Here is a 25,911-nt window from a genome sequence, read left to right as displayed (position 1 = left end):
AAGAGGCTTTTGAAATAAAATAGGAACCTCTAGGGCCAGAATTTTTTTCTTGATGATTGGATGAAGTTATGGTATTTTAAATCATAACAATAATATAGACTCATTTTATAATGGGGATAGAGGCGCAAAGAGAAAAAGTAAAATATTGGAGCTTAATGGAAAGCGATGAAAATATTTGAAAGGTCAATTTGCCGAAGCGATCATGGAATCCATTCTATGGTTGCTGGGCTGTTGCCGAACAGGCAGCAGACTGTCACCGAAATAGCGGTGGAGTGCTAAACCAACTTATGGGGAAACGGATCAGAAAAACAGCCTCTTTCATGTTGGGCTGTTTTTCTTATTTTTTTACCGAGACATGTCCATAAACCGTTAATTAATACTCCGGTGCATAAATCCCTTTTAAAACACAGAAAAAATAAAAAACAAGCTCTTTGCAAGCTGTGGATAGGTTTTGCCTATGCTTTGTAAAAAGAGGAGAGGAGATATTCATTTGATAGTTAACGGTACAGGTTCAATAAATGAAAAAGGTAATCTTACGATCGGTGGTATAGATACTGTTGATCTTGGAAAAGAATTCGGGACGCCACTGTATATTTACGATGTGGAGTTGATCAGGGGACGTGCAAGAAGCTTTAAACGTGCATTTGAAGAAGCAGGTATTAATCATCAGGTTGCATACGCCAGCAAAGCTTTTTCTTGTATGGCGCTCTTACAGGTCATTCAGGAAGAAAACTTGAGCCTTGATGTTGTGTCTGGTGGAGAACTCTTTACTGCTTTAAAAGCAGGTTTTCCTGCCGAAAAGATCCATTTTCATGGAAATAATAAGAGTAGAGAAGAAATTGAAATGGCAGTTCGAGCAAACATAGGTTGTTTTGTAGTGGATAATTTTTATGAGTTATCCCTGTTAGAAGAAGTATCGGATGACTACGGATTCCATCCTTCTATCTTGCTCAGGATAACACCGGGGGTTGAAGCCCATACGCATGAATATATCACTACAGGCCAGGAAGATTCAAAATTTGGATTCGACCTTAAGAGCGGCCAGGTCGAAAGAGCAATCAGAATAATTCTGGAAAATAAACGTCTAGACTTGTTAGGATTGCATTGCCATATCGGATCTCAAATATTTGAAACAATCGGTTTTGTTAAAGCCGTAGAGACGATCTACTCTTATATCTCGAAATGGAATGAAACGTTCTCATACAGGCCGCGAGTTTTAAATCTAGGTGGCGGATTCGGTATCCGTTATACAGAGCAGGACCAGCCTATTCCCGCAGAAGAGTATGTAGAAGCGATGGTTAAAGCGGTAACAAAACATTCTCATGAACAGGGCCTTCCGCTACCTGAAATTTGGATTGAGCCGGGACGATCTTTGGTGGGAGACGCCGGAACAACCCTTTATAAGGTCGGCTCTCAAAAAGAAATACCTTCACTCAGACGATACCTTGCTGTGGACGGCGGCATGAGCGATAATTTAAGGCCTGCTTTGTATCAGGCAAAATATGAAGCAGTGATTGCGAACAAAGTAACAGAAGTTAGAAATGAATCATATTCCATAGCCGGAAAATGCTGCGAGTCAGGCGATATGCTGATCTGGGACCAGCAATTGCCGACTGCGGAAGCTGGAGATTACCTTGCTGTATTTTGTACAGGAGCATACGGATATTCGATGGCTAACAATTATAACAGATTGCCGCGCCCGGCGGTTGTTTTCGTTGAAAACGGCGATGCACAGCTTGTTGTAAAGCGAGAAACATATGAAGATCTCATCAGTCATGATCTTCCATTAAAGCAAAGTATGGTTTCGAAAGTATAGCAAATGAGTAATTTTAACATGCTTGTGCTATAATGGATTTGATTTTGAAATTTATCGCTGATCAGGAGGATTTAAATGAAAAAAGGAAGCATTAAATTTGAAAATGGCGAAGAGATTGAATTTGAACTTTACCCTGAAGATGCACCAGGAACTGTTGAAAACTTTGAAAAATTAGCGAACAGCGGTTTTTATAATGGCTTAACCTTCCACCGAGTTATTCCAGGTTTCGTAGCACAGGGAGGCTGCCCGAATGGAACTGGAACAGGTGGCCCTGGTTATACAATTAAATGTGAAACAGAAGGAAATCCTCATAAGCATGAAGCAGGGTCGCTTTCGATGGCTCATGCGGGAAAGGATACTGGCGGAAGCCAATTTTTCATCGTTCATGAACCACAGCCTCATTTAAATGGTGTTCATACTGTTTTTGGAAAAGTAACAGAAGGAATGGACACGGTGCTTCGGATTCATCCTGGCGATGTTATGCAGGAAGTTAAAGTCTGGGAAGAATAAGTATTAACGAATAAAAAAAATCAAATAGAATTCCTTCGGGGCAGGGTGCAATTCCCTACCGGCGGTGATGAATAATGTTCTAAGCCCGTGACCCGTCTGTCCTCGACAGGCGGTGGATCCTGGTGAGAAACCGGAGCCGACAGTAAAAGTCTGGATGGGAGAAGGAAGCAATGATTAGTAACGATAGGATTTTGCCTTTTGAGTCTTTTCAAAAGGCTTCTTTGGCATAAATATATATCGTAAGCCCCGGGAGAAGTATGTCTTTCGGGGCTTATTTTCATGTTGAAAGCGTTCTTCGAGTTGGTTTTTAGAAGTTGGAGGTGAGTGATTATGGATCATGCTTACTATATGAATTTCGCAATAGACCTGGCAAAGCGCGGCATAGGGCAAACAAGTCCCAATCCTGCAGTTGGCGCTGTTATCGTAAAAGGAGGAGAAATTGTAGGATTTGGAGCTCATTTAAAAGCAGGGGAACCTCATGCAGAAGTTCATGCTCTTAATATGGCTGGGGGCAAAGCGATAGGAGCCACAATGTATGTAACATTAGAACCATGCAGCCATTTTGGAAAAACGCCTCCATGTTCTAACGCGATCATCGATAAAAAGCTTCATAAAGTTGTTATTGCTTCAGTGGATCCCAATCCTAAAGTTTCAGGTGAAGGAATACGCAAACTTAAAAAGGCAGGTATAGAAGTGATAACAGGCGTAATGGAAGAGGAAGCAAAACAGTTAAATGAAGTGTTTTTTCATTACATGCAATATAAGAGACCGTTTGTAACACTGAAAACTGCTACTAGTCTTGACGGTAAAATAGCAACGGCAACAGGTGAAAGCAAGTGGATCACTGGACAAACAGCAAGAGAAGACAGTCATTTTTATAGGCATCACCATGATGGGATTCTTGTTGGCATCGGTACTGTCCTTGCGGATAATCCTTCTTTAACAACCCGGTTACCTGCCGGGGGGAAGAATCCGGTAAGGATCATTCTGGACCATGAGCTGAGGACACCATTGGATGCTAGAGTAGTTACCGATGGACAGGCGGCAACCTGGATTATTGTGAAGGCTTCTGTGCCAGAGGAAAAAAGAAGGCGATTTATAAATGCCGGTGTAGAAATCATGGAATTTCCCGGAAGTGAAATTAATGTGCCTGAACTTCTTTATTTTCTTGGCGAAAAAGGGATAACTTCTCTCCTCGTTGAAGGAGGGGCTACCATTCATGGAAGTTTCTTAAGGGATAGGGCTGTTAACCAGGTTCTCAGCTATATCTCTCCAAAAGTAATCGGCGGGGAAAAAGCAAAACCTGCCTTCGGTGGAGAAGGCTTTGCACATCTTGCTGATGCGCTTGAACTAAAAATAAAAGAAGTTACGCAAATTGGAGAGGATCTGAAAATGGTATTAGTGCCGAAAAGAGGTGAAGAAACTGATGTTTACCGGAATAGTTGAAGAAATAGGATCCGTTAATCATATAGACAAAACTGGTGAAGCTATTCAGCTGGCCGTGGGGGCCGACCGGATATTAAGAGATGTTAAACTCGGGGACAGCATCTCTGTAAACGGGGTATGTTTAACAGTCACAGATTTTACTTCAAACCAATTCTCTGTTGATGTTATGCCTGAAACGTTCCGTGCTACGAGCCTTCGAGATTTAAAGGTCGGCGGAAACGTTAACCTTGAAAGAGCAATGGCAGCAAACGGGAGATTTGGGGGGCATTTTGTTTCGGGACATATAGACGGAACAGGTACAATTATTCGTAAGGAGCCATCCCAAAACGCTGTTTATTACGATATAAAGCTTGATGAGGAACTGATAAGGTATATGGCTTTAAAAGGATCAGTTGCTGTAGATGGTACAAGCCTTACAATTTTTGGTGTCACCAATGATGCGATTACAATTTCTTTAATTCCTCACACTCTTAGTGAAACAATATTAGGAAACAAAGAACCGGGGGATATTGTTAATATAGAGTGCGATATGCTCGCCAAATATATGGAAAGATTCCTGGAACGCCGTTTGCAGGATAATCCATCTACACTGTCATCCGCCTTTTTAGAAGAACACGGGTTTAAGTAAGGCACCATTAACAGGCAGGGAGGAACTTATTGATGTTTGATAAAGTAGAAGAAGCCATCTATGAACTGATGCAGGGTAACGTAGTCATTGTATGTGATGATGAAGATAGGGAGAATGAGGGAGATTTTATCGCTTTGGCCGAAAAAACAACTCCTGAGGTTATCAACTTTATGATCAAGCATGGAAGAGGTCTGGTGTGTGCGCCTATAACCCAGGACCGTGCAAAGAAACTTGGACTGGATCCTATGGTTAACCATAACACTGATCCTCATGGAACAGCCTTTACAGTAAGTGTTGATTATAAAACAACTACAACAGGTATATCAGCTGCTGAACGTGCTATCACCATCCAAAAGCTCATCGATGAAAATGCATCTGCATTAGATTTTAAAAGACCAGGACATATCTTTCCATTAGTTGGAAAAGACGGCGGCGTATTAAGAAGAGCCGGTCACACGGAAGCTGCTATTGATTTAGCAAGGCTTTCTGGGGCGAATCCTGCCGGAGTTATTTGTGAAATTATAAAAGAAGACGGTGAAATGGCAAGAGTTCCTGATCTTCGTGAGATTGCAGACGAGTTTGATTTAAAGATGATTACCATAAAAGACTTGATACAGTATCGCAATCGAAAAGACAATCTGATAAAAAAAGAAGTGGAAATCAATTTGCCAACTGAATTTGGTGACTTTAAAGCTATCGGTTATTCGAACGTACTGGATCAAAAAGAGCATGTAGCACTTGTGAAAGGAGAAATTATTCCTGATCAACCAACGCTTGTAAGGGTTCATTCCGAATGTTTAACAGGAGATGTATTCGGGTCTTATCGTTGCGATTGCGGCCCCCAGCTACATGCTGCACTAATGCAAATCGAAGAAGAGGGAAATGGAGTACTGTTATATATGCGCCAGGAAGGACGCGGAATCGGTTTGTTAAATAAAATGCGAGCATATAAGTTGCAGGAAGAAGGTTATGACACTGTTGAGGCAAATGAACAGCTTGGATTTAAACCTGACTTAAGGGACTATGGAATCGGTGCACAGATTCTTCGGGACCTGGGTATTACCAAAATGCGCCTTTTAACGAATAATCCAAGAAAAATTGCAGGATTGACCGGGTATGGATTAGAGGTAGTAGACAGAGTCCCGATCCAGATGCCCTCACATGAAGCAAATGAGAAGTACTTAAGAACAAAGCACAGTAAATTAGGTCATATGCTGCATTTTTAATGAAGCAAAGGATATAGCAAACACTCGATAAAAAAGTAGGAGGAAGTTATGAAAAACATTTTTGAGGGCAATTTAGTTGGAACAGATTTGAAAATTGGCATTGTGGTAGGCAGGTTCAATGAATTTATCACCGGGAAACTATTAGGAGGGGCTGAAGATGCGTTAAAAAGGCACGGCGTCCCGGAAGAAAACGTTGATGTTGCATGGGTACCTGGAGCGTTTGAAATCCCATTGATCGCAAAGAAAATGGCTGACACCGGAAAATACGATGCTGTCATTACACTTGGAACCGTAATAAGAGGAGCGACACCACACTTTGATTATGTTTGTAATGAGGTGGCCAAAGGAGTTTCCTCTATCAGTTTAAACAGCGGCTTACCTATCATCTTTGGAGTTTTAACAACAAATACAATCGAACAGGCTATTGAACGCGCGGGAACAAAAGCTGGGAACAAAGGCTGGGAAGCGGCAGCCGCCGCCATTGAGATGGCAAATCTTTCTCGTTCTATAGAGGCTTGATTAATCTGCTCTTTTTGGCTAAGATAGGATAAGATGATTAATTCCCGGCAGCAATTTTAAGGAGTTTTGTTATGAGGAAACAGGGCAAAAAGCAAGAAAAATGGTTAATCATCATATGTGCCATCGTGGCATTGTTCTTATTTCTGTCACTCCTTAGAAGATTATTTTAACATTTGCCTTTTTTAAGAATAGCTTAACAATAAACAGATAGTTTACGCCATACTGGCTTAGACAAAGATCTTTTTAATGAGGGATAATCATGTTAACTCGGTATAAAAAAAGTCAGGAAAAAATTGCGATGGGGCTTTTATCATTCATGCCTTCAGAAAAGGATTTGAAAAAGCTTCAGCATTCCATAAAAGAGTACGAATCTAATGATGATTGGCAATTATTCTTTTGGAAGGAAGAAGACATCATTGGTTTACTTGGAATCGAGTGGATCAATGATCAATTAGTTGAACTCAAACACCTTAGTGTGAATCCTTCTCATCGCTATCAGGGAATTGGCAAGAAGATGATCGATGAACTTCAGGGAATAATCGGCCCAGATGTAGAAATCATCGGTAACGAGTTTACTTCATCTTTCTTTGAAAAATGCCAGATCGAAGAACGTAATATTTAAGGAAAGGCGCTATGTGCCTTTCCTTTTTTGCTGGCGAAGTTCTTTTTGTCTAAAACGTTCATTCAGAATGTCTGAGCGGTCTCTCATCCGGTGTTTATGAAGAAGGTACTCATCCTTCATATTACTATCGACATTCCATTGGCACCCTTTTTCTTCGCATACTTCCTTGCATTTGTCAATTAACCCTGGATCAGTAACCGGAAGTGTTAAGCTTGTATATGGCGTTTTTTCCTTTATTTCATTTAATCGATTTTCAAGTAAAAAAACCAGGTTATTGAAATCCAGAGAGAGTTTTACAATTCCATCTTTTTCATTACGCAATAGGTGCAGGGCGCTTCTCATCATCCTTTCGGCCCCCCTCCAGTTTTGCCTCCGTTGATGGTATAAAGCGACAGCAAGTTGAATTAAACCGACCCAGTGCTTGTTCCTATTTTCGGGTTCTTCTCTTTTCCAGTGCTCTTCCAAAACTTCGTGACATTCAAAGTAATCCCTTTGTCCATGAAAATAAACAAGGTAATCAATATATGCTTTTGGGTACATCCTTACTCCCTCCATTACGGTTATCCTACAAACGATCAATGCACATGCAAAAAACAAATGGCGGATGTGGAAAAGTTTCTCTTACATGATACCACTTAAACCTTCATACATTAAGAAGGGTTCAAAAGAACCTATCCAACTGCTCAGGGGTGATCAGAGAATGCAAAATCGTGGGAATATCGTGCCTATTCTAGCATCGATTGGAATTGGGGCCGCTGCCTATAGCATGATGAAAGGCAGAGGCGGAAACGGAAATATGAAAAACATGATGCAGGGCCTTTCGAATATGGGTGGGCAAAATATGTTGAAAAACGTATTGGGAACCCAAAATAGAAAAAGTTATTAATAAAAAACAAGGGCTGGCGTTCTAGCCAGCCTTTTAGTATGGTGGATTTTAGTGCCTTGTATCCCTGTTATCTTATTGGAAAACTCTCTCGTCAGATTTTTAAGAACAACGGACTGGTACAGCACAAAATAAGCTTTATATGGTATAATCACCTCTAGATAAAATAAACAGCAGCCTTATTTCAGGCTTTAGGTTTGGTGAAAAATAGATGCAGTACAATGTGAAAATAGACGCGTTTGAAGGTCCGCTTGACTTGCTCCTTCACTTAATAAATAAATACGAAATTGATATTTATGATATTCCAGTATCACAAATCACTGACCAATATATGAACTATATACATACGATGCAGGAGCTGGAATTGGATGTAGCAAGTGAGTACCTGGTTATGGCTGCAACTCTTCTCGCTATAAAAAGCAAAATGCTTTTACCGAAGCGGGAGGAAGAATGGTTCGATTCGCAGTTGGATCTGGATATGGAAGAGGATCCGAGGGAGGATTTAATCAATCAGTTGATTGAGTATAAAAAATATAAACATGCTGCAAAAGAACTGAAAGAAAGAGAAAACGATAGAAGTTTAATTTTTGGAAGAGAACCGGCAGACTTATCCGCGTATGACACAAATGAAAAGGAACAGTCGACTTCAATAGGCGATGTTACATTGTATGATATGCTTTCTGCCTTTCAGCGGATGTTTTCAAAAAAGAAAGCCATTAAGCCTCGAAAAACAACGATACAAACTACGGATATTCCGATTGGAAAGAGAATGGATGAAATCATGGACAGGCTTTCTAAAAAAGGAAACCAGCGTTTTGCAGATCTTTTTCCCAGCCAGGAAAGAGGGCATATTGTCGTTACATTTTTGGCGCTGTTGGAACTAATGAAAAAGACGAAAATTCATTGCAGACAGGAAGGCAATTTTAGCGACATTATTATTTCAGCTATGGAGAAGGAGAGCATATAAGTGGAACTACAAGAATTAAAGGCAATCCTTGAAGGTTTGCTTTTTGTAGCAGGAGAACAGGGACTAACCTTAAAACAAGTATCTGAAATAATCGAAATTGAAGAAGCAGCCGCAAGAGAGCTGCTTGGCGCCCTCCAACAGGAATTAGTGGACCAAAAACGGGGAATTCGGCTAGTTGAAATGGCCGGTTCGTACCAGCTAGTCACTAATTCGGAACATGCTTCTTATTTTCAGAGACTTGTCGAATCTCCCTCTACAACAAGCCTTTCCCAGGCGGCTTTAGAAACACTGGCGATCATTGCTTATAATCAACCGATTACCAGGACAGAAATCGAAGAGATCCGTGGGGTGAAAACGGAAAAGCCCTTGCAAACGTTAACGGCCAAACTGCTCATTAAAGAAGTTGGAAGGGCAGAGGGGACAGGCCGTGCGATCCTCTATGGGACAACGAAAGAGTTTCTTCAACACTTTGGATTAAACAATATTAAAGATCTTCCGAAGCTGCCTCAAGAAAATGAACTTCAGGAAGAAGATGCTGAAGCGGACTTGTTTTTTGAAAAATTTAATAAAACAATTGATAACGCATAGCTTTAATTAAGTCAGTATGTCTCAAAGGGGAGGAAAAGATGAAAATTAATTCTTTTACAGGATATGAGCTGGAAAAAGAACAATCCAATTCACCCGAAGACAGTTTTACTCGTTCTGAAGTTACGTTTGAAGTAGAAAAAGAAACAAAGGTATTGAGTATTTTATACGTAAGATATTTTGAAAAAAAGCTTAATTTGCATAATAATCCTGTTTGCACTTTGAACGAAAAGCCCGTCTATATAAAAGACATAACTGCTCTGTTAGCTCTGTTGAAAAATCCAGTTTTGAAAAATGAGAGAAGGATATATATTAGTGAAGAGAGCGAATTTAAATTGCTCTTTGAAGATATAACAGAAGAGCGGATCAAAGCTATTCTTTCTGATGTTAGTAAAACTGGATGGGCTAGTCTAGAGTAAAAAAACGAAATTATCATCTGACCGGAGGATGAATAGAGTGACTTCTCATACCATTGCACGTCTTGAACAAACTAGAATACTGCTTACTGATATCCATGGAACTATGGAGAACTTTCTAAATGAAACAACTGTAACTGGCCTTGTTGAAAGCTTACCAGATGCCGACCGGAATTATTATGCTGGAATTTTAAGTTCCTTGAGGCGATTAGCTGTATTTTCAGAAGAAGGTATTGAAATATGCAATCGAATAAAAAAACAAAATGATTTTGAAGTAAAGGCGGAGAAGGCCCTGCAATGGGTTTTTCTTCGATGCGTGGAAGAGTTTTTCAGCCCAAAAGGAGACTTCTGGTATGAAAATAGCCGGGCAGCGTATACAGGAAACCTTTCTATCAGGTTCCATTTCTTTGTTCCAGATAAAATAAAAGACCTTTTTAGCACTCTGGAAAAACCATTTGGTGAGCTAAGGGAAGAGCTTGAACTGTACCAGGCCAGCTGATTTTAGTAACCGCCGTTATGGCGGTTATTTTATTTAAGAACAACAATAAGAAGCCTTGACAGGAGCTTAAACGAATAAATTACAGATGGAAATAAAATACTAATGAAAATCAGCAGTTAATTTTTGTTAGTAAAAGGGGTTATTTCCTAATGTCTTTTATCTTATCAGTCGGAACCTGTACACCACCATACAGATTTGAACAAAATCAGGCACTTGAGTTTGCAAGAGATTTATTTTCGGATCGTTTTAGAAATATAGAACGTTTACTGAAGGTTTTTGAAAATGCCGAAATAGACACAAGATATTTTTCGCGGCCATTAACATGGTTTAAAGAAGATCATACGTTTCAAGAAAAAAACGACCTCTATATAGAACTTGCACTGGAGCTTTCAGAGAAAGCAGTAAAAAAGTGCTTGGATAACAAAGCATTTTTAAAAGATAATGTGCCAATTGACAGCATTGATGCTATCTTTTTTGTCTCGAGTACTGGCTTCTCCACACCAAGTATCGAAGCAAGGTTAATGAATGTTCTCCCTTTTTCACCCTATACGAAAAGAATACCAATCTGGGGACTGGGATGTGCGGGAGGAGCTTCAGGATTATCAAGAGCTCATGATTATTGCAAAGCTTATCCTCAACAAAATGTGCTTATAATAAGCGTAGAGTTATGCAGCTTAACGTTCCAAAGAAACGATTTTTCAAAGAGTAATCTAGTGGGTACATCGTTATTTGCCGATGGGGTTGCGTGCGCGCTTGTCATCGGAGAAGAATCCGGATTGCGTAAGTACCAGCAAAAAACATATCTTCCAGAGATTCAATCGACGATGTCAACATTAAAGCCAGACTCTGAGAATGTAATGGGATGGGAAGTGAAAAACAGCGGGCTTTTTGTTGTTTTCTCAAAAGATATACCAACGATCATTCAGAACTGGCTAGAACCAAACGTTTCAAGGTTTTTGGATGCTGCCGGGGTTAAGGAAAAAGAACTGGATTATTTCATTGCACATCCAGGCGGAAAAAAAGTACTTGATGCATATAAAGCCGCGCTGGATTTTTCTGACGAAAAGACGAAAATATCCCGGGAAGTTCTGCGTGAATATGGTAATATGTCATCTGCCACAGTGTTTTTTGTTCTGGAAAAGTTCTTGGCACTTAAAGAAGTAAAGGGAACAAAAGGTCTTCTTGCTGCATTAGGCCCTGGCTTTAGTTCTGAGTTACTACTTCTCGAATGGAGTTGAATTGCATATGTTCTGGATAATCCTGGCTGTTGTTATTGTACAGCGATTGGGAGAGCTGGCTATCGCGAAGAAAAATGAACGATGGATGAAAAAACAGGGAGCTTATGAGGTAGGTGCAGACCATTATCCACAGATCGTATTGTTACATATCGTTTTTTTTCTATCACTTATTATTGAAGCTGGATTTCACGGTTTCCTATTGGAAGAAGGATGGATCTTCCCTTTGGGTATCTTTATTCTGGCGCAGTTTGTAAGAGTATGGAGTTTAAGAAGTCTCGGCGATTACTGGAATACAAAAATAATTGTATTACCCGGTTCGGACGTCGTCATCAAAGGACCATACCGTTTCATTCGCCACCCGAATTATCTAGTTGTCGCCGTAGAAATCCTTACTTTGCCGCTCATGTTCCAAGCTTTTTTTACTGCCGTTTTCTTTACAATGCTAAATGCCTGGATTTTATTAAAAATCAGAATACCGGCCGAAGAAAAAGCACTTGCAGAAATGACAAGCAATTATAAAAAAACCTTTCTTAAAGAATAACTTTTATTGTATATACACAAAACCACTTATTCGTTTTAGCGAAGAGTGGTTTTTTACTGATCCGAAGATATTTATTCATATCTGTTTGTCCCATGCATAAACTTGTACAAATAACATGCTAAGGGACGGGGTTCTGCCATGAAGTTACCTTTAAATAAGTGGGTTGCCATAGGATTGACCGTTTCACTGCTTCTTGCCTTGATTACAAGCCCTGTGAAAGCTGAGGGCCTGTCAGTATCTGCAAGAAGTGCGATCTTAATGGAACAAGAATCAGGAAGAATCCTGTTTGAAAAGGATGCCTATTCACAAAGGCGTATTGCGAGCATCACAAAAGTCATGACTGCGATACTAGCAATCGAATCTGGGAAAATGGACGATATGGTTACAGTGAGCAAACGTGCTGTCTACACAGAAGGCTCATCCATCTATTTGAAGCAAGGTGAAAAAATTAAGTTGGAAGACCTTGTTTACGGGCTCATGCTGCGATCCGGTAATGATGCTGCAGTAGCGATCGCCGAACATGTCGGTGGAAGCCTTGAGGGGTTCGTGCATCTCATGAATGAAAAAGCAAAGGAACTCGGGATGACTAAAACGGTGTTTTCAAACCCCCATGGACTCGACGACCATGAACAACATTTTTCAACCGCTTACGATATGGCATTGTTAACGAGATATGCGATGCAAAATAAAAAGTTCCAAAAGATTTCCGGTACGAAACGGCACTCGGCACCAAATCCTGAAGAGAAATGGGACCGTAAATGGAGGAATAAAAATAAGCTCTTAACAGAGTTGTATGAATATTCTACGGGAGGAAAAACCGGCTTTACAAAAAGGGCGAGAAGAACCCTCATTTCAACCGCTGAAAAGGATGGGATGGAACTTATTGCCGTAACACTGGATGATCCTGATGATTGGGATGACCATATTTCGATGTTTAACTGGGCATATGATAAGTTTAACTTAGTACCAATTATAGAAAAGGGAAAAATCGATGAAATTAAAGATGATCCATACAAGGGAAAGGTGTTTTCTAAAAAAAGTTTTCTATATCCGTTAAAAGATGACGAAATTGACTTTATTGACACAAACATTAAACTTATCAAGCCTCCTGGAAAAAAAGGTTGGAGGGAGGAAGAAAAAATTCCATCTCCGATAGGTACTTTTATTGTTAAGTTAGAGCAGGAAACCATTGCTTCCATTCCGTTATATTATGATGTTCCCGCCAAAAAAGATGAAAAAGGGTTCTGGGAATTCTTTAGGGGCATCTTTTCGTTCTCAACAGGATTTGATTCAAATGGTTAATTTAATATGGGTTTCCATCTTTTTAATCGGCCTTTTTTATGCAATGGCCAACGGAACGATGGAAGAGGTTAACAAAGCGATTTTTCAGGGAGCAGAGGAAGGGGTAACCGTAAGCCTTGGATTGATAAGCGTCCTTGTATTCTGGTTAGGGTTAATGCGTATTGCCCAGGAAGCGGGTATCCTTGATAAGCTGGCAAAGCTGTTTAAACCTGTCGTGAAAAAAATATTTCCGGAAGTTCCGGCTGACCATCCTGCAATGGGTTATATCCTTTCTAATATGATAGCGAATGTGTTTGGACTCGGTAATGCAGCAACACCGATGGGGATTAAAGCAATGCAAGAACTAAAGAAGTTAAACGGCATGAAAGACAGTGCTTCTCGCTCTATGGTAACACTGCTTGCGATAAATACTTCAAGCTTAACGCTAATTCCTACCACGGTAATCGCGATCAGAATGAAATATGGTTCTGTTTCACCAACTGAAATAGTTGGAACAACAATTGCTGCAACAGCCTGCGGTACCATTGCAGCATTGCTAATTGACCGGTACTTTAACCGGCGTTAAAACGGAGGGGGAGAAATGAGTTTTACTGGCGTATCGATATGGCTGATACCTCTATTGATCGGGGGGATTCTTGTTTATGGCACATATAAAAGAGTGCCGACATATGAAGCATTTGTAGATGGTGGAAAGGAAGGGTTTAATACTGCGGTTGCGATTATTCCTTACCTGGTCGGAATGCTCGTTGCCATTTCAGTATTTAGGGCATCAGGTGCAATGGATTTTTTGATCACATTATTAAAGGAACCTTTGCAGATTATTGGTGTTCCATCGGAGATTCTTCCCCTTGCGTTAATCAGGCCGATATCAGGAACGGGGGCACTTGCAGTTACAACAGATCTGATCAAGACATACGGCCCGGATTCTTTTATCGGGCGTCTTGCTTCTACGATGCAGGGCAGCACAGATACAACCTTTTATATTCTTACCGTTTATTTTGGAGCGGTCGGAATACGAAAAATGGGAAATGCAATGAAAATCGGACTGCTGGCAGACCTCGTCGGCATTGGAGCGGCTATTTTTTTTGTAACGCTTGTTTTTGGAAGCTGAATAATTGGATAATAACATGAGGCCGGTTGCAGACCGGTCTTTATGCTGTACAGATCTATACAAAAGGATTCTCCGACCAAAATACTTGCCATGCCTTTCTTTTTCATCCAAATTCTCTTTATAAAGGAGCTTATGGTTTTCTGGTTTTAGCCATTGTGATATTGTACATAATGGTAATGCGTGTAGTAAAAAGCAAAAACCTTGGCTTGAGGTTTTTGGTTGACAAGAGTATGATGGAGAATGAGGTGAAAAACCATGGAACGACTACAAAAAGTAATCGCGCAAGCAGGAGTTACATCAAGAAGGAAAGCAGAGCAACTAATCAAAGAGGGTAAAGTAAAAGTAAATGGTAAAGTTGTGACCGAACTCGGAACAAAGGTCTCACCAAACCAAAAAATTGAAGTAAACGGCATTCCGGTTGAGCGTGAAGAACCGGTTTATTTTTTGTTTTATAAACCAACCGGGGTTATTTCTTCCGTAAAGGATGATAAAGGGAGAAAGACAGTCATTGATTATTTTGGGGAGATCGAACAGCGGGTTTTCCCGGTAGGACGCTTAGATTACGATACATCCGGAATATTGATCTTAACGAATGACGGCGATTTTGCAAACCTGTTGATGCATCCTCGCTATCATGTTGAAAAAGTATATGTCGCGAAAATAGAAGGGATACCAACAAAAGAAACGATTATAAAGCTTCAAAAGGGCGTGCAGCTTGATGATGGGAAAACATCTAAAGCTAAAGCGAGGATCCTTTCTATAGATAAGAAAAAGAAAAGGGCTATCGTTGAACTAACGATTCATGAAGGGAAGAACAGGCAGGTCAGAAGGATGTTTGACGCAGTTGGACATCCTGTAATGAAGCTAAAAAGGGAGCGCTATGGCTTTCTCGATTTACAAGGGTTGAACCCCGGGGAATTTCGAGAACTTAAACCGATTGAAGTGAAGCATTTGCGTAATAAAGCTGTCACATAAAAGTCAAAAAAAGCGACATGAATCGGCAAAGGAAACAGTTATAGTGAGAGTAGCATGTTTTTTTCTGATTGGAGAGATTTTATGAAGAAAAATCGCCTGGTTATTAGGACCGTAATATTAGCAGTCGTTGTGATAGCAGTAGGCTATACGTTTTATGCTAACTTCTTTGCTTCAGATAGCGGTGTGATAGAAGAAGGAGACACGGCCCCGAATTTTATATTGACCGATTTAAAAGGAAATGAAGTAGAACTTGAGGATTACCGGGGACAGGGTGTATTTTTGAACTTCTGGGCTACATACTGTGAACCATGTAAAGAAGAAATGCCAGCGATGGACAAGGTATATCAGAAGTACAAAGACCAGGGTATAGAGATCCTGGCGGTTAACGTTACCGAACCGAGGCTTACCGCAAAAACTTTTGTTGACCGGTATAACTTGTCCTTCCCAATACTATTGGATAAAGGAAACGATGTGACCAACCATTATGGGGTAGGCCTGATTCCTGCTACTTTCTTGATCAACAAGGATGGGGAAGTGGTTAAGAAAATTGTAGAGGGCAGTCTTTCGGAAGAAAAAATCGAAAACTATATGGAGCTTATTAAACCGTAATGAGGTGGTCTGATGGATAAAAAGCAGATATCCTGTGAATGCGGCCATGTTAATCCATATGGCACACAAATCTGTGAATCATGCGGTAAGCCGCTTCATGAGGATGATTCAAAAAAACTATTGAACATGAGATACGAGGGAAGTGCCCGTCGCTCTCAAACTTACAAAAAAACGCCTATCGACAAGGTCTGGAACTTCTTTTCTTCCGTAAAAGTAGGGATATGGATCATCATCCTGCTGTTGGTTGCTTCTGCAATAGGAACTATTTTTCCGCAGGAAATGTATATTCCACCACAGGCTGACCCGACTGAGTATTATAAGGAACAATATGGTTTTCTTGGCCAGCTTTATTATCAGCTTGGTTTCCATAACTTATACGGTTCATGGTGGTTTATGCTCTTAATCGCAGCACTCGGGCTTTCTCTAATCATCGCAAGCCTGGACCGATTCGTGCCGCTGTACCGCTCGTTGAAGAAACAACGGGTGACAAGGCATGAAAGTTTTATGAAGAGGCAGCGGATCTTTGGAGTAACTTCCGGAGTTAACGAAGATAAAGCAATCGATAAGGCGAAGGAAGCGATTAAAAAGAAAGGATATAATGTCCGTGAGGAAGATGGGAACCTATTGGCAGAGAAAAATAGATTCTCTCGATGGGGTCCTTATGTTAACCATGTCGGCCTAATTATATTTTTGATCGGTGGAATGCTTCGATTTTTCCCTGGAATGTACCTTGATGAAGTCATGTGGCTAAGGGAAGGGCAAACAGAAGCGATTCCCGGCACAGAGGGCAGTTACTACTTGAAAAACGAAGATTTTATCCTCGAGATGTATGACGAGAATGATGAGCAATTTAAAGAAGCGATGGAGCGAGTAAACAAAGTAATTCCTAAGAACTATCAAACCGATGCAGTTCTCTATAAGCAAAAAGGAGAGAGGGTTGCAGGCCAGGATCCTGAACTTGAGAAGGTAAAGAAATATCCTATCCAGGTAAATAAACCCCTTAAAATCGATGGTCTTGGCGTATATCAAGTAGATTATAAACTGAATGAACTCCAGGCAATGACTTTTAAGTTAGAAAATAAAGATTCAGGCAAAACTTTTGGTGAAATGACAGTAGATCTTTATAACCCTAAAGAAGTCTATGAACTAAAAGATGGCTATCGGGTTGAAGTGATGAACTATTTCCCGGATTTTGAATTTAATGATAAAGATGAACCAACAACAAAGTCTAAAATCCCAAACAATCCAGCGTTTATTTTCAAGATGTTTTCTCCAGAACATCCTGATGGTGAGGTAGCTTTTGTTGCGATCCGCCAGAACCTTGAACCACTTGGAGAGAACGAATACAAAATGTCCTTCCAGAATGTTGAGACGAAAGACGTATCAGGACTTGTCGTTAAAAAGGACAATACGCTCTGGATTCTTGCCTTCGGCGGAGCGATCTTTATGATTGGTGTCGTGATGGGCATGTATTGGAACCATCGGAGAATCTGGATCAGAAGAATGGATAATGAAATCTGGATGGCTGGCCACGCTAACAAAAACTGGCATGGTTTGAAGAGAGAACTTCAAACGATAACAGAAGCTTCAGGGTTAAACATGCCGGAAGATCAAGCAGATGAGGATGAAAAGAAATCGTAACAGGAAAGGGGGAGTCAGAGATGGCCCAATTAAGCAGTAATCTTTTATATATTGCATTTTTTATTTATTTTGCCGGCACTATCGTTTTTGCTATTTCCGTGTTAGGGAAAAAGTGGCGGAAGCGAGATGAAGAAACCCACGAAAAACGCTGGGGGAGAATTGGATTCGGTCTTTCTCTTATTGGATTTTTATTTCAGTTAGGTTATTTCTTCACAAGATGGAATGCAGCCGGACATGTTCCTGTCAGCAACATGTTTGAGTTTACTACGTTCTTTGGTATGATGATGGTTTTTGCATTTTTAATTATTTACCTTATCTATAAAACGAACATTCTTGGTGTCGTGGCGATGCCGGTGGCAATGCTAGTTATCGCCTATGCCAGTGTGTTCCCATCAGAAATCGAACCGCTGATACCGGCACTTCAAAGTAACTGGTTAAAAATCCATGTTACAACCGCTGCCCTCGGTGAAGGGATTCTTGCGATCAGCTTTGCAGCAGGGTTAATTTACCTTCTGAAAGAGGTGAATCAATCTACATCAAGCAAAAATACTTTTTGGCTTGAGTTCGTGATGTACGTAATCCTTGCAACGATTGCATTCGTAATTATCTCGATGAGCTTCAAGGCAGCTGGATTTGAATCGACATACCAGTTCTCGGATCCAAATGGCCAGGAGTTAACAGTAACATATACACTGCCTGCGATTGTGGGACCAGATGGAGGCGAATATGTTTCCGGCAGCGAATTTGGTCCTTTGTTTGATGCACCGTCCTGGATGAGAGGGGAAAATGCAGCACGTAAGCTCAACACCTTGATCTGGTCAGCGCTTGGAGGCCTTGTCCTTTATGGCCTGGTTAGATTAATTTTACGAAAGCGGATCGGTGCGTTTTTCCAGCCGATGGTGAAAAATGTGAATTCCGATCTCGTAGACGAAATCGGTTACCGCTCTGTAGCAATCGGATTTCCTGTCTTTACGCTGGGAGCCCTAATTTTTGCCATGATCTGGGCACAGGCAGCATGGACTAGATTCTGGGGCTGGGATCCAAAAGAAGTGTGGGCCCTTATTACCTGGCTGTTTTATGCAGCATATTTGCACTTACGCCTATCAAGAGGCTGGCACGGTAAAAAATCAGCATGGTTAGCTGTAATCGGATTCGTGATTATTATGCTGAACCTGGTAGTTGTAAATCTTGTTATTTCAGGATTGCACTCTTACGCATAAACCGTCATTAAGGAGCTGACTCAAAAATAAAGTGTCAGCTCCTTTAGTTTATCTTTCAGTAGCTGACAGGAGAAAAGTAAAACGCTTACATATTATTGTTGAAATAGACGCATCCATAACATCCTTTAGTAGAATTTTGCTTAAAAAATGATAAAATGTAAGAATATAAGGAGTTAGGAGGGTTCCCTCATGGAAAATGAAGCAAAAATCCTTGTGGTAGATGATGAAGAAAGAATCCGTAAGTTATTGCGGATGTATCTTGAAAGAGAGAACTATGAAATTACTGAAGCTGAAAACGGAGAGATAGCCCTGGAAAAAGGAATGGAAGAAGACTTTGATCTTATTCTTCTTGATCTAATGCTTCCTGAAATGGACGGTATTGAAGTTTGTGAAAAATTAAGGGAGAAAAAAGCTACTCCTATCATTATGTTGACGGCTAAAGGGGAAGAAGCAAACCGCGTACAGGGGTTTGAAGTTGGAACTGATGATTATATCACTAAACCGTTTAGCCCCCGCGAAGTGGTCCTGCGTGTAAAAGCCTTACTTCGCCGTTCTTCAACAACAAAGTTTTTACAAACGGAAACGACAACAAAAAATGTTATTGTCTATCCACACCTGACAATTGATCATGATGCACACAGGGTGTTGGCGGATGATGAAATCATAAACTTAACCCCGAAAGAATATGAGCTCCTATATTATCTTGCCAAAGCGCCGGATAAAGTGTTCTCGAGGGAAGAGTTGTTAAAAGATGTATGGAACTATGAATTTTTTGGAGATTTGCGAACGGTTGATACCCATGTGAAAAGGTTAAGGGAAAAGCTGAACCGCGTTTCTCCCGAAGCAGCTGCGATGATATCCACTGTTTGGGGTGTTGGATATAAGTTTGAGGCTGTGAAGGAATAATGCTGCTCTGGAGAAGTGTTGTTGGGAAGCTTTGGATAACCATCATCCTGCTGGTTGCTGTCGTGCTGTTAATCTTAACGATACTTCTTTTATCATTTTTTGAAGATTTTTTAGTGAATAAAGAAGCTGAACAGCTAGAAACACTGGCAGGAAAAATTGCCAGTGTGATGGAAAATTACGAAGATAGGCAGGCGGCTCTCGAAACCGCCTGGGAGATCATTGAGATTTATCCTGCAAAGGCAGCAATTATAGGTGATGAAGAGCATGTCTGGTATTCTCCAAATGAGGAAATCAAGCCAATTCCTTCAAAGCGTCTGAAGGAAGATGCTGTGCTGGAGGACGTTTTTAACAAAAGGGAGACGGTCGTTAAGCAGGGTGACTTTCCTATTTTGGAAAACGGTGAACAAATACATAATCAGGTGTTGATTGTCGGCGTACCGATGGAGCTCTATAATGGCGAAGATGGAGCTGTTTTTCTATATCAATCTCTAGAAGTGGTAAACAAAACAACGAATCAAGCAAAGAAAATTATTTATATCTCTGCTGGAATCGGCATTGTCCTCACTACGATATTCGCGTTCTTTTTATCGACGCGTATAACTTCTCCGCTCCGGAAGATGCGGGAAGCGGCACTGGAGGTTGCGAAAGGAAAATTTAATACAAAAGTGCCGATGGTCACCCATGATGAAATCGGAGAGCTTTCCGTTGCTTTCAATCGGATGGGACGGCAGCTTAAAAATTATATCACAGCGTTAAACCAGGAGAAGGAGCAATTGGCGAGCATTCTGAGCAGCATGGCAGATGGCGTGATAACTTTTGATAAACGAGGTACCATGCTTACCTCAAATCCGCCTGCTGAACGGTTTGTTCAGGCGTGGTATTACGAGCAGGGTATGGTTGAACTAGAAGGCAAGGAGCTCCCTTCAGAGATCAACGACTTGTTTCAGCTTGTGGTAACACTTGAAAAGGAGCAAATGACTGAAGTAGAGTTCCAGGGAAGAAGCTGGGTGGTTGTAATGACTCCGTTATATAACCAGTCTTATATTCGTGGAGCAGTCGCAGTGCTTCGTGATATGACGGAAGAACGACGATTGGATAAGCTTAGAAAAGACTTCATCGCAAATGTCTCACATGAACTGAGAACACCGATTGCTATGCTTCAGGGATATAGCGAAGCAATTGTAGATGATGTGGTAGGAAGCGAAGAAGAAAAGCAGGAAGTTGCGAAGATTATTTATGATGAGTCATTGAGGATGGGGCGACTTGTTAACGAATTGCTCGATCTTGCCCGCATGGAGGCAGGCCATACTGAATTAAGGTATGATCTTGTAAATCTCTTTGAATTCAGCGAAAAGATAATCCGTAAGTTTTCCGGTCTAGCCAGAGAAAGAAAAGTAACGCTGAATCATTCTGTTGACGGAAAGGAAAGGATGATCTACCTTGATCCTGATCGGATTGAACAGGTCTTGACTAACCTGGTGGATAATGCCCTTCGCCATACACCGGAGGGAGGACAGGTAGAGCTTTATGTTAAATCTTTGGAAAACGGAGTACAAATCGATGTCCAGGATACAGGATCAGGTATACCTGAAGATGATTTGCCATTTGTTTTTGAACGGTTTTATAAAGCTGATAAAGCACGTACACGTGGTAGGTCTGGTACTGGACTCGGCCTGGCGATCGCAAGGAACATTGTGGAAGCACACGGAGGATATATTACAGTTCACAGCAAAAAGAATGAAGGTACGACATTTTCTTTCTTTATCCCCGATTCAAACAAAGATAAATGGTGAGTCGGATCGAAAGTTCTTGTTTCTTATGAAACAAGGACTTTTTTCGTTGGCATTAAAGTTTTTGAAATAAATTTAAGTTGATAGGTAACATTTTTAAATTTTTTCATATACTAATTCGTGTTCGATTATCTGAAACCTGTCACCGATGAATCTTAACAAAGCTCAGCTTATAAGAAAAAGATGATCATATGCATTAAAATTTTTAGGAGGGTACAATGGTCGACTATTTAAAACGATTTTTAGTAGTGATGGTGATGATGATTTTTATCAGTATGCTATTTATCGGAGGAAAGTTCACATTCGCCCAGGAAAAGAACCCAGAATCATTGCAATGGCAGTGGCCGGTTGAGGGGGAAATTTCCGATCATTTCGGTACAAGGGGCGGTAACCATTTCGGTATTGATATAGCAGCAGAAAAAGGAACGCCGATTAAGGCAGCAGAGGATGGCACGGTACATAAATCTTATCTTTCCGGAAGTTACGGGCATGTTGTGTTTATAACACATTCCTCTGGATTTGAAACCATCTATGCCCATATGCACAAACGGTTAGTAAAAGATGGGGATGTCATACAGAAAGGACAAGTTATCGGATATGTCGGCAACACTGGTAGGTCCCATGGCAATCACTTGCATTTTGAAGTTCATGATGGAGGATGGAATGCAAGTAAGTCTAACGCGATTAACCCTCTCGCTTTTATAACACCTGACGGCCAGTTAAGCCAGCCGGTCAGTGGACAAGCTGTTAAAGATGAAAACGAGGATCAAAAAACAGTAAAAGCAAATGATAGGGCTGGCGCTGTGGATGTGGAACAGTCAAAGGTACTCTCTCAAAATCAAAGGAAAGAGGATAGTGTTGTAACAGTGAAAAGCGGTGACACACTATGGAGTCTTGCATCCAGGAATGGAATTTCAGTGGGCCAGTTAAAAGCCTTGAACAAGTTAAGTTCGGATCGAATTACTGCGGGGCAAATGCTCTGGATAAAAAATGTGAAAAAGAAAACATACGCAGTTCAAGCTGGAGACACGCTTTTTAGTATTGCAAGAGAGCATCATTTATCTTTGGAAGAATTGAAAGAGGCAAATGAATTAAAAACAGCCGTTATCTATCCTTCCCAGATACTTGTGCTAAAAACTGAATAATGAAAAACTACCCTTCCATTTTTGCTTTAATCCTGTACAATGATAAGAAATAGGAAGAAGGGGAGGACATTACTTGTTAACTGACTACCATAGCCATTTAGAAAAAGGAACTTTAACGCTGGACTATTTGAAACAATTTACAGACCAGGCCGCCCAAAAAAACATAGAGCATTTTGGCATTTCAGAACATGCTTATCATTTCTATGAAACAAAGAACATTTTAAGCAATCCATGGGTGGATGAACGAAGATACTATGCGATGGATGACTATACCGCTCTGTTTCATGAGGCATGGGATAATGGGATCGATGTGAAGATGGCAATAGAAATGGATTATACGCCGGGTAAACATAAAGAAATGGCCGATTTTATCCATTCCTATCCGTTTGATTATGTCATTGGTTCTGTCCACTGGATAGGCGATTTTGGCATAGACCTTTCCGATTATTTGCATGAATGGGAGAATCGCAATTTGCATGACATTTATAGGGGCTATTTTGATCAGGTTGTAACACTTGCAGAATCAAATTTATTCGATATTGTTGGTCATCTCGATCTGGTCAAAATCTTTAAATATATTCCTGTGGATGAAGATTTTCTATTGGAACAATTTGACCGTGCTACAACCGCTCTTTCTAATTCCAGGACATGCGTGGAAATTAGTACGGCAGGATTGCGGAAACCGATCGGTGAATTGTATCCGGATCCTCGTTTATTGCAGATGTGCTATGACAAAAAGATTCCAATTGTCTTATCATCTGATGCACACGTACCAGGAGATGTAGGTGCAGATTATGACAAAGCGGTCGAATTTGCAAAACTAGCTGGTTATAAAGAGCTAATGACATTTAATAAGGGAGAGAGGAAAGCTGTCCCGCTTGGATAATATAAAAGAGGCTAGTATGAAAGTATTTTAGCAAAAGGAAAATCCGAACTATGATTCAAAATTCTTCAACAGAATTCAAGAATCAGTTCGGATTTTTACTTTGGACCGTTTTCGCAAGCCTTGTTGTTCATTATATAACGACTTCTCATAACCTTTAAAATGACACTGGATTGTATCAAATATTCTTAAAAAGTTATAAAAACAGGTGTCACAGTTCCAATTTTTTCACAGATACGAGATCTTGAATTTCTTTTAGAGCTAAAATTACTTCTTCATCGAGAGGTTCATCAAAAGAAAGGATCATGATTGCATCTCCGCCGATTTCTTTTCTTCCTACTTGCATTGTAGCGATATTTATATGATGCTCCCCTAAAATTTTTCCAACATTTCCGATAACACCAGGACGGTCTGTATGCTGGATGTACAAAAGGTTACCACCTGGATAGAAATCGATATCGAATCCGTTCAGATTTACAATCCTTTCGCCGTATTCCTGAATATTAGTTCCTCTAATATAGAATGTTTCTTCCTCACCATGTACGGTTGCTTGAATCAAATTAGAATAACCATCTGCTTTTAAACCTGTTTTTTCACCATGTATTATCCCTCTCTGGCTTGCGATAGATGGGGCATTCACTTCATTAACCGGCGAATCAACTCTAGCGGATAAAAATCCGGCCATCAAATTTCTTGTTAGAACAGCAGTTTCAAGAGAAATGACTTCACCGCTGTATGTCAGTTCGATTTCTTTTACTGGTGTTCGAACCATCTGAGAGAGGATAGTTCCCATTTTTTTAGTGAGATGGAAAAAGGGCTTGACCTTATCATAGATCTCAGCAGAAATCGTAGGCAAGTTGATCGAATTTTTTATTGGTATCCCCTGCAGGCAGTCGAGAACTTCATCGGCAACCTGTGCAGCGACATTTAACTGGGCTTCTTTTGTTGATGCGCCAATATGGGGGGTAGTGATCACTTCATCCAGCTCAAGCAGTTTGTTTTTTTTAGGAGGCTCTGTTTCGAACACATCGAGGGCAGCTCCAGCAACATGCCCTGTTTTTATAAAATGATAAAGAGCTTCTTCATCAATAATTCCTCCACGGGCACAGTTGATTAACCATACGCCTTTTTTAGTTCTCGGTATTGAATCAAAACCCAGGAGGCCCTTTGTTTCCTTTGTTAGAGGAGTATGTACAGTAATAATATCAGAGGATTCTAATAGGTCATTAAACGATACCGAGGCGACGCCAAGTTTTTCCCCTCTCTCTTTGGTTAAATAAGGATCATAAACATTCACTTTTATGCCGAATGCCTTTGCTCTTTTGGAGATTTCAGTTCCTATTCTCCCCATTCCGATAATTCCAAGCGTTTTACCGTTTAGCTCCATCCCGGTAAAACGGGAACGGTCCCATATTCCATCCTTTACCGACCTGGTTGCTTGAGGAATGTTACGGACAAGGGAGGCAATCATGGCAATGGTATGTTCGGCTGTTGATATCGTGTTTCCATCGGGGGCATTAATAACAATAACTCCCCTCCGTGTAGCAGCTTCAATGTCTATGTTATCCACACCGACACCAGCACGAGCGATAATTTTTAAATTAGGCATTTTTTTTAAAAGGTTATCGGTTACTTTTGTGCCACTTCTTATCAATAAGGCATCATACAGCTCAAGTGATTGTTCTGCCGCTTCGATTGGCATCTGGTCGCATGTGACAGAATCATGATTAATTAAAGGAAGCAATCCTTCTTCAGATATTGGATCGGACACTAAAACATGATACATGCTTTCAACTCCCTTTTGATATTATAGAAAGTTAAACGATTTAGAATAATACTTTTCTATCATAATATAAATTTACTGTCAATTTTAATTATTCAGCATTCAATTTGTATATTCCCCTATCTCTAAAACATTCCTCATCTTTATCGCCTGTGTTATCCATACTTTCCTGCAGTAAAGCCATTTTAAATTAGGCAAAGGAAAAACCCCTTTCACAATAGAAAGGGGCTAATGATTTTCTTATTCGAATTTGTCAGGATCGCCTTCAAATGGTTCGTCCGCTACACGGATAGAATCCGTTGGGCATCCTTCAAAGGCATCCATCATGTCTTCTTCAAGAATTTCTGGAACTTCCACGATTCCTTCATTATCATCTAATGTAACGAATGCGATTCCTTCATCATCATAGTCATAGATGTCGGGAGCTGCTGCACCGCATGCTCCGCAAGCGATACAAGTATCTTTATCAACAATTGTGTATTTTGGCATGACCGATTACCCTCCTAAAGATATATATCTTTTTCTTCCACAAAAGAAGATTATTTCCAATAAGCCAAGTGGTATCTAATACCTATTGTAAAGCTGATGCCTTAACATTTCAATAGTGAAAGCACAGTAAAAAAGCTAACGAAATCATAATTTATGTTTCC

General features: G+C 40.5%; 28 protein-coding genes and 2 riboswitches. Of the genes, 25 read left to right on the top strand and 3 right to left on the bottom strand.

The genetic code is table 11. The annotated features are described in order from the left end of the window. Positions 1-109: 109 nt before the first annotated feature. A riboswitch (Lysine riboswitch) is annotated at positions 110-286 on the top strand. A 204-nt stretch (positions 287-490) separates the two neighbouring features. The 7 genes from lysA to FCL54_RS19315 all read left to right on the top strand — a co-directional run bounded on the left by lysA (position 491) and on the right by FCL54_RS19315 (position 6,767). Next, positions 491-1,816, top strand: coding sequence for a diaminopimelate decarboxylase (gene lysA, locus FCL54_RS19345; protein ID WP_138128583.1), 1,326 nt, complete (start codon positions 491-493; stop codon positions 1,814-1,816). A 75-nt stretch (positions 1,817-1,891) separates the two neighbouring features. Continuing rightward, complete coding sequence (locus FCL54_RS19340) at positions 1,892-2,326, top strand: peptidylprolyl isomerase (protein ID WP_138128582.1); 435 nt, start codon at positions 1,892-1,894, stop codon at positions 2,324-2,326. 27 nt (positions 2,327-2,353) lie between these two features. Next, a riboswitch (FMN riboswitch) is annotated at positions 2,354-2,496 on the top strand. Positions 2,497-2,656: 160 nt separating this feature from the next. Next, positions 2,657-3,772, top strand: a complete 1,116-nt coding sequence (ribD, locus tag FCL54_RS19335; protein ID WP_138128581.1) for a bifunctional diaminohydroxyphosphoribosylaminopyrimidine deaminase/5-amino-6-(5-phosphoribosylamino)uracil reductase RibD — start codon at positions 2,657-2,659, stop codon at positions 3,770-3,772. Next, positions 3,753-4,400 carry a riboflavin synthase gene (gene ribE / locus FCL54_RS19330; protein WP_138128617.1) on the top strand — a complete coding sequence of 216 codons (648 nt, stop codon included), beginning with the start codon at positions 3,753-3,755 and terminating at the stop codon, positions 4,398-4,400. The genes ribD and ribE overlap by 20 nt, the downstream gene beginning before the upstream one ends. A 32-nt stretch (positions 4,401-4,432) precedes the next feature. Further along, positions 4,433-5,626, top strand: a complete 1,194-nt coding sequence (locus FCL54_RS19325) for a bifunctional 3,4-dihydroxy-2-butanone-4-phosphate synthase/GTP cyclohydrolase II (RefSeq protein ID WP_138128580.1) — start codon at positions 4,433-4,435, stop codon at positions 5,624-5,626. Positions 5,627-5,674: 48 nt separating this feature from the next. Further along, positions 5,675-6,145, top strand: coding sequence for a 6,7-dimethyl-8-ribityllumazine synthase (ribH, locus tag FCL54_RS19320; protein ID WP_138128579.1), 471 nt, complete (start codon positions 5,675-5,677; stop codon positions 6,143-6,145). 259 nt (positions 6,146-6,404) lie between these two features. Further along, on the top strand, positions 6,405-6,767 hold the full coding sequence (locus tag FCL54_RS19315) for a GNAT family N-acetyltransferase (protein WP_138128578.1): 363 nt from the start codon (positions 6,405-6,407) through the stop codon (positions 6,765-6,767). Positions 6,768-6,776: 9 nt separating this feature from the next. Here FCL54_RS19315 and FCL54_RS19310 read toward each other — a convergent pair whose 3' ends face one another. Then, positions 6,777-7,307 carry a DUF309 domain-containing protein gene (locus FCL54_RS19310; protein WP_138128577.1) on the bottom strand — a complete coding sequence of 177 codons (531 nt, stop codon included), beginning with the start codon at positions 7,305-7,307 and terminating at the stop codon, positions 6,777-6,779. Positions 7,308-7,467: 160 nt separating this feature from the next. Between FCL54_RS19310 and FCL54_RS19305 the strand changes: the two genes are divergently transcribed. The 18 genes from FCL54_RS19305 to FCL54_RS19220 all read left to right on the top strand — a co-directional run bounded on the left by FCL54_RS19305 (position 7,468) and on the right by FCL54_RS19220 (position 23,481). Continuing rightward, positions 7,468-7,653, top strand: coding sequence for a hypothetical protein (locus tag FCL54_RS19305; RefSeq protein ID WP_138128576.1), 186 nt, complete (start codon positions 7,468-7,470; stop codon positions 7,651-7,653). Between the two features lie 208 nt (positions 7,654-7,861). Further along, positions 7,862-8,617, top strand: coding sequence for a segregation/condensation protein A (locus FCL54_RS19300; protein ID WP_138128575.1), 756 nt, complete (start codon positions 7,862-7,864; stop codon positions 8,615-8,617). Further along, on the top strand, positions 8,618-9,205 hold the full coding sequence (gene scpB, locus FCL54_RS19295; RefSeq protein WP_138128574.1) for an SMC-Scp complex subunit ScpB: 588 nt from the start codon (positions 8,618-8,620) through the stop codon (positions 9,203-9,205). Between the two features lie 38 nt (positions 9,206-9,243). Continuing rightward, on the top strand, positions 9,244-9,621 hold the full coding sequence (locus FCL54_RS19290; protein WP_138128573.1) for a hypothetical protein: 378 nt from the start codon (positions 9,244-9,246) through the stop codon (positions 9,619-9,621). Positions 9,622-9,658: 37 nt separating this feature from the next. Beyond that, on the top strand, positions 9,659-10,117 hold the full coding sequence (locus FCL54_RS19285; protein WP_171016934.1) for a DUF3907 family protein: 459 nt from the start codon (positions 9,659-9,661) through the stop codon (positions 10,115-10,117). Between the two features lie 149 nt (positions 10,118-10,266). Continuing rightward, positions 10,267-11,355, top strand: coding sequence for a type III polyketide synthase (locus tag FCL54_RS19280; protein ID WP_138128571.1), 1,089 nt, complete (start codon positions 10,267-10,269; stop codon positions 11,353-11,355). A 7-nt stretch (positions 11,356-11,362) separates the two neighbouring features. After that, positions 11,363-11,896, top strand: a complete 534-nt coding sequence (locus FCL54_RS19275) for an isoprenylcysteine carboxyl methyltransferase family protein (protein ID WP_138128570.1) — start codon at positions 11,363-11,365, stop codon at positions 11,894-11,896. 138 nt (positions 11,897-12,034) lie between these two features. Continuing rightward, on the top strand, positions 12,035-13,198 hold the full coding sequence (locus FCL54_RS19270) for a D-alanyl-D-alanine carboxypeptidase family protein (RefSeq protein ID WP_138128569.1): 1,164 nt from the start codon (positions 12,035-12,037) through the stop codon (positions 13,196-13,198). Then, a complete protein-coding gene (locus tag FCL54_RS19265) occupies positions 13,191-13,763 on the top strand; it encodes a nucleoside recognition domain-containing protein (RefSeq protein WP_138128568.1) in 573 nt (190 codons plus the stop codon). The genes FCL54_RS19270 and FCL54_RS19265 overlap by 8 nt, the downstream gene beginning before the upstream one ends. A 15-nt stretch (positions 13,764-13,778) precedes the next feature. After that, positions 13,779-14,309 carry a spore maturation protein gene (locus FCL54_RS19260; RefSeq protein ID WP_138128567.1) on the top strand — a complete coding sequence of 177 codons (531 nt, stop codon included), beginning with the start codon at positions 13,779-13,781 and terminating at the stop codon, positions 14,307-14,309. Positions 14,310-14,564: 255 nt separating this feature from the next. Next, positions 14,565-15,284 (top strand): pseudouridine synthase, encoded by a 720-nt coding sequence (locus FCL54_RS19255; RefSeq protein ID WP_138128566.1) that lies wholly within the window; start codon positions 14,565-14,567, stop codon positions 15,282-15,284. Positions 15,285-15,365: 81 nt separating this feature from the next. Next, positions 15,366-15,893, top strand: coding sequence for a thiol-disulfide oxidoreductase ResA (resA, locus tag FCL54_RS19250; RefSeq protein WP_138128565.1), 528 nt, complete (start codon positions 15,366-15,368; stop codon positions 15,891-15,893). A gap of 12 nt (positions 15,894-15,905) precedes the next feature. Further along, positions 15,906-17,534, top strand: coding sequence for a cytochrome c biogenesis protein ResB (gene resB, locus FCL54_RS19245; protein WP_138128564.1), 1,629 nt, complete (start codon positions 15,906-15,908; stop codon positions 17,532-17,534). 20 nt (positions 17,535-17,554) lie between these two features. Further along, complete coding sequence (ccsB, locus tag FCL54_RS19240; protein WP_138128563.1) at positions 17,555-18,754, top strand: c-type cytochrome biogenesis protein CcsB; 1,200 nt, start codon at positions 17,555-17,557, stop codon at positions 18,752-18,754. Between the two features lie 189 nt (positions 18,755-18,943). Next, a complete protein-coding gene (locus FCL54_RS19235) occupies positions 18,944-19,660 on the top strand; it encodes a response regulator transcription factor (RefSeq protein WP_138128562.1) in 717 nt (238 codons plus the stop codon). Further along, positions 19,660-21,453 carry an ATP-binding protein gene (locus FCL54_RS19230; protein ID WP_138128561.1) on the top strand — a complete coding sequence of 598 codons (1,794 nt, stop codon included), beginning with the start codon at positions 19,660-19,662 and terminating at the stop codon, positions 21,451-21,453. Before FCL54_RS19235 ends, FCL54_RS19230 begins: the two co-directional genes overlap by 1 nt. Positions 21,454-21,668: 215 nt before the next feature. Next, entirely contained in the window at positions 21,669-22,595 is a 927-nt protein-coding gene (locus FCL54_RS19225) for a M23 family metallopeptidase (RefSeq protein WP_138128560.1), read from the top strand. A 73-nt stretch (positions 22,596-22,668) separates the two neighbouring features. Next, the gene (locus FCL54_RS19220; RefSeq protein WP_138128559.1) at positions 22,669-23,481 is read left to right on the top strand and encodes a histidinol-phosphatase; all 813 of its coding nucleotides are present in this window, start codon (positions 22,669-22,671) and stop codon (positions 23,479-23,481) included. Positions 23,482-23,689: 208 nt separating this feature from the next. Here FCL54_RS19220 and serA read toward each other — a convergent pair whose 3' ends face one another. Together serA and FCL54_RS19210 are read right to left on the bottom strand one after the other, a co-directional pair. Next, a complete protein-coding gene (serA, locus tag FCL54_RS19215) occupies positions 23,690-25,264 on the bottom strand; it encodes a phosphoglycerate dehydrogenase (RefSeq protein WP_138128558.1) in 1,575 nt (524 codons plus the stop codon). Positions 25,265-25,501: 237 nt separating this feature from the next. Then, positions 25,502-25,750 (bottom strand): ferredoxin, encoded by a 249-nt coding sequence (locus FCL54_RS19210; RefSeq protein ID WP_138128557.1) that lies wholly within the window; start codon positions 25,748-25,750, stop codon positions 25,502-25,504. Positions 25,751-25,911 lie beyond the last annotated feature (161 nt).

The organism is Exobacillus caeni, from assembly GCF_005747095.1.
GTDB lineage: Bacteria > Bacillota > Bacilli > Bacillales > Guptibacillaceae > Exobacillus > Exobacillus caeni.
The sequence above is the reverse complement of the archived record's forward strand: the minus strand, read 5'-3'. Positions and strand labels throughout refer to the sequence as shown.

Excerpts from the sequence above, each read along its gene's own strand:
- FCL54_RS19340 (WP_138128582.1), top strand. The coding sequence starts at position 1,892 with ATGAAAAAAGGAAGCATTAAATTTGAAAATGGCGAAGAGATTGAATTT.
- ribD (WP_138128581.1), top strand. The coding sequence starts at position 2,657 with ATGGATCATGCTTACTATATGAATTTCGCAATAGACCTGGCAAAGCGC.
- ribE (WP_138128617.1), top strand. The coding sequence starts at position 3,753 with ATGTTTACCGGAATAGTTGAAGAAATAGGATCCGTTAATCATATAGAC.
- FCL54_RS19325 (WP_138128580.1), top strand. The coding sequence starts at position 4,433 with ATGTTTGATAAAGTAGAAGAAGCCATCTATGAACTGATGCAGGGTAAC.
- ribH (WP_138128579.1), top strand. The coding sequence starts at position 5,675 with ATGAAAAACATTTTTGAGGGCAATTTAGTTGGAACAGATTTGAAAATT.
- FCL54_RS19315 (WP_138128578.1), top strand. The coding sequence starts at position 6,405 with ATGTTAACTCGGTATAAAAAAAGTCAGGAAAAAATTGCGATGGGGCTT.
- FCL54_RS19310 (WP_138128577.1), bottom strand. The coding sequence starts at position 7,307 with ATGTACCCAAAAGCATATATTGATTACCTTGTTTATTTTCATGGACAA.
- FCL54_RS19305 (WP_138128576.1), top strand. The coding sequence starts at position 7,468 with ATGCAAAATCGTGGGAATATCGTGCCTATTCTAGCATCGATTGGAATT.
- FCL54_RS19300 (WP_138128575.1), top strand. The coding sequence starts at position 7,862 with ATGCAGTACAATGTGAAAATAGACGCGTTTGAAGGTCCGCTTGACTTG.
- FCL54_RS19290 (WP_138128573.1), top strand. The coding sequence starts at position 9,244 with ATGAAAATTAATTCTTTTACAGGATATGAGCTGGAAAAAGAACAATCC.
- FCL54_RS19280 (WP_138128571.1), top strand. The coding sequence starts at position 10,267 with ATGTCTTTTATCTTATCAGTCGGAACCTGTACACCACCATACAGATTT.
- FCL54_RS19275 (WP_138128570.1), top strand. The coding sequence starts at position 11,363 with ATGTTCTGGATAATCCTGGCTGTTGTTATTGTACAGCGATTGGGAGAG.
- FCL54_RS19270 (WP_138128569.1), top strand. The coding sequence starts at position 12,035 with ATGAAGTTACCTTTAAATAAGTGGGTTGCCATAGGATTGACCGTTTCA.
- FCL54_RS19265 (WP_138128568.1), top strand. The coding sequence starts at position 13,191 with ATGGTTAATTTAATATGGGTTTCCATCTTTTTAATCGGCCTTTTTTAT.
- FCL54_RS19260 (WP_138128567.1), top strand. The coding sequence starts at position 13,779 with ATGAGTTTTACTGGCGTATCGATATGGCTGATACCTCTATTGATCGGG.
- FCL54_RS19255 (WP_138128566.1), top strand. The coding sequence starts at position 14,565 with ATGGAACGACTACAAAAAGTAATCGCGCAAGCAGGAGTTACATCAAGA.
- resA (WP_138128565.1), top strand. The coding sequence starts at position 15,366 with ATGAAGAAAAATCGCCTGGTTATTAGGACCGTAATATTAGCAGTCGTT.
- resB (WP_138128564.1), top strand. The coding sequence starts at position 15,906 with ATGGATAAAAAGCAGATATCCTGTGAATGCGGCCATGTTAATCCATAT.
- ccsB (WP_138128563.1), top strand. The coding sequence starts at position 17,555 with ATGGCCCAATTAAGCAGTAATCTTTTATATATTGCATTTTTTATTTAT.
- FCL54_RS19235 (WP_138128562.1), top strand. The coding sequence starts at position 18,944 with ATGGAAAATGAAGCAAAAATCCTTGTGGTAGATGATGAAGAAAGAATC.
- FCL54_RS19230 (WP_138128561.1), top strand. The coding sequence starts at position 19,660 with ATGCTGCTCTGGAGAAGTGTTGTTGGGAAGCTTTGGATAACCATCATC.
- FCL54_RS19225 (WP_138128560.1), top strand. The coding sequence starts at position 21,669 with ATGGTCGACTATTTAAAACGATTTTTAGTAGTGATGGTGATGATGATT.
- serA (WP_138128558.1), bottom strand. The coding sequence starts at position 25,264 with ATGTATCATGTTTTAGTGTCCGATCCAATATCTGAAGAAGGATTGCTT.
- FCL54_RS19210 (WP_138128557.1), bottom strand. The coding sequence starts at position 25,750 with ATGCCAAAATACACAATTGTTGATAAAGATACTTGTATCGCTTGCGGA.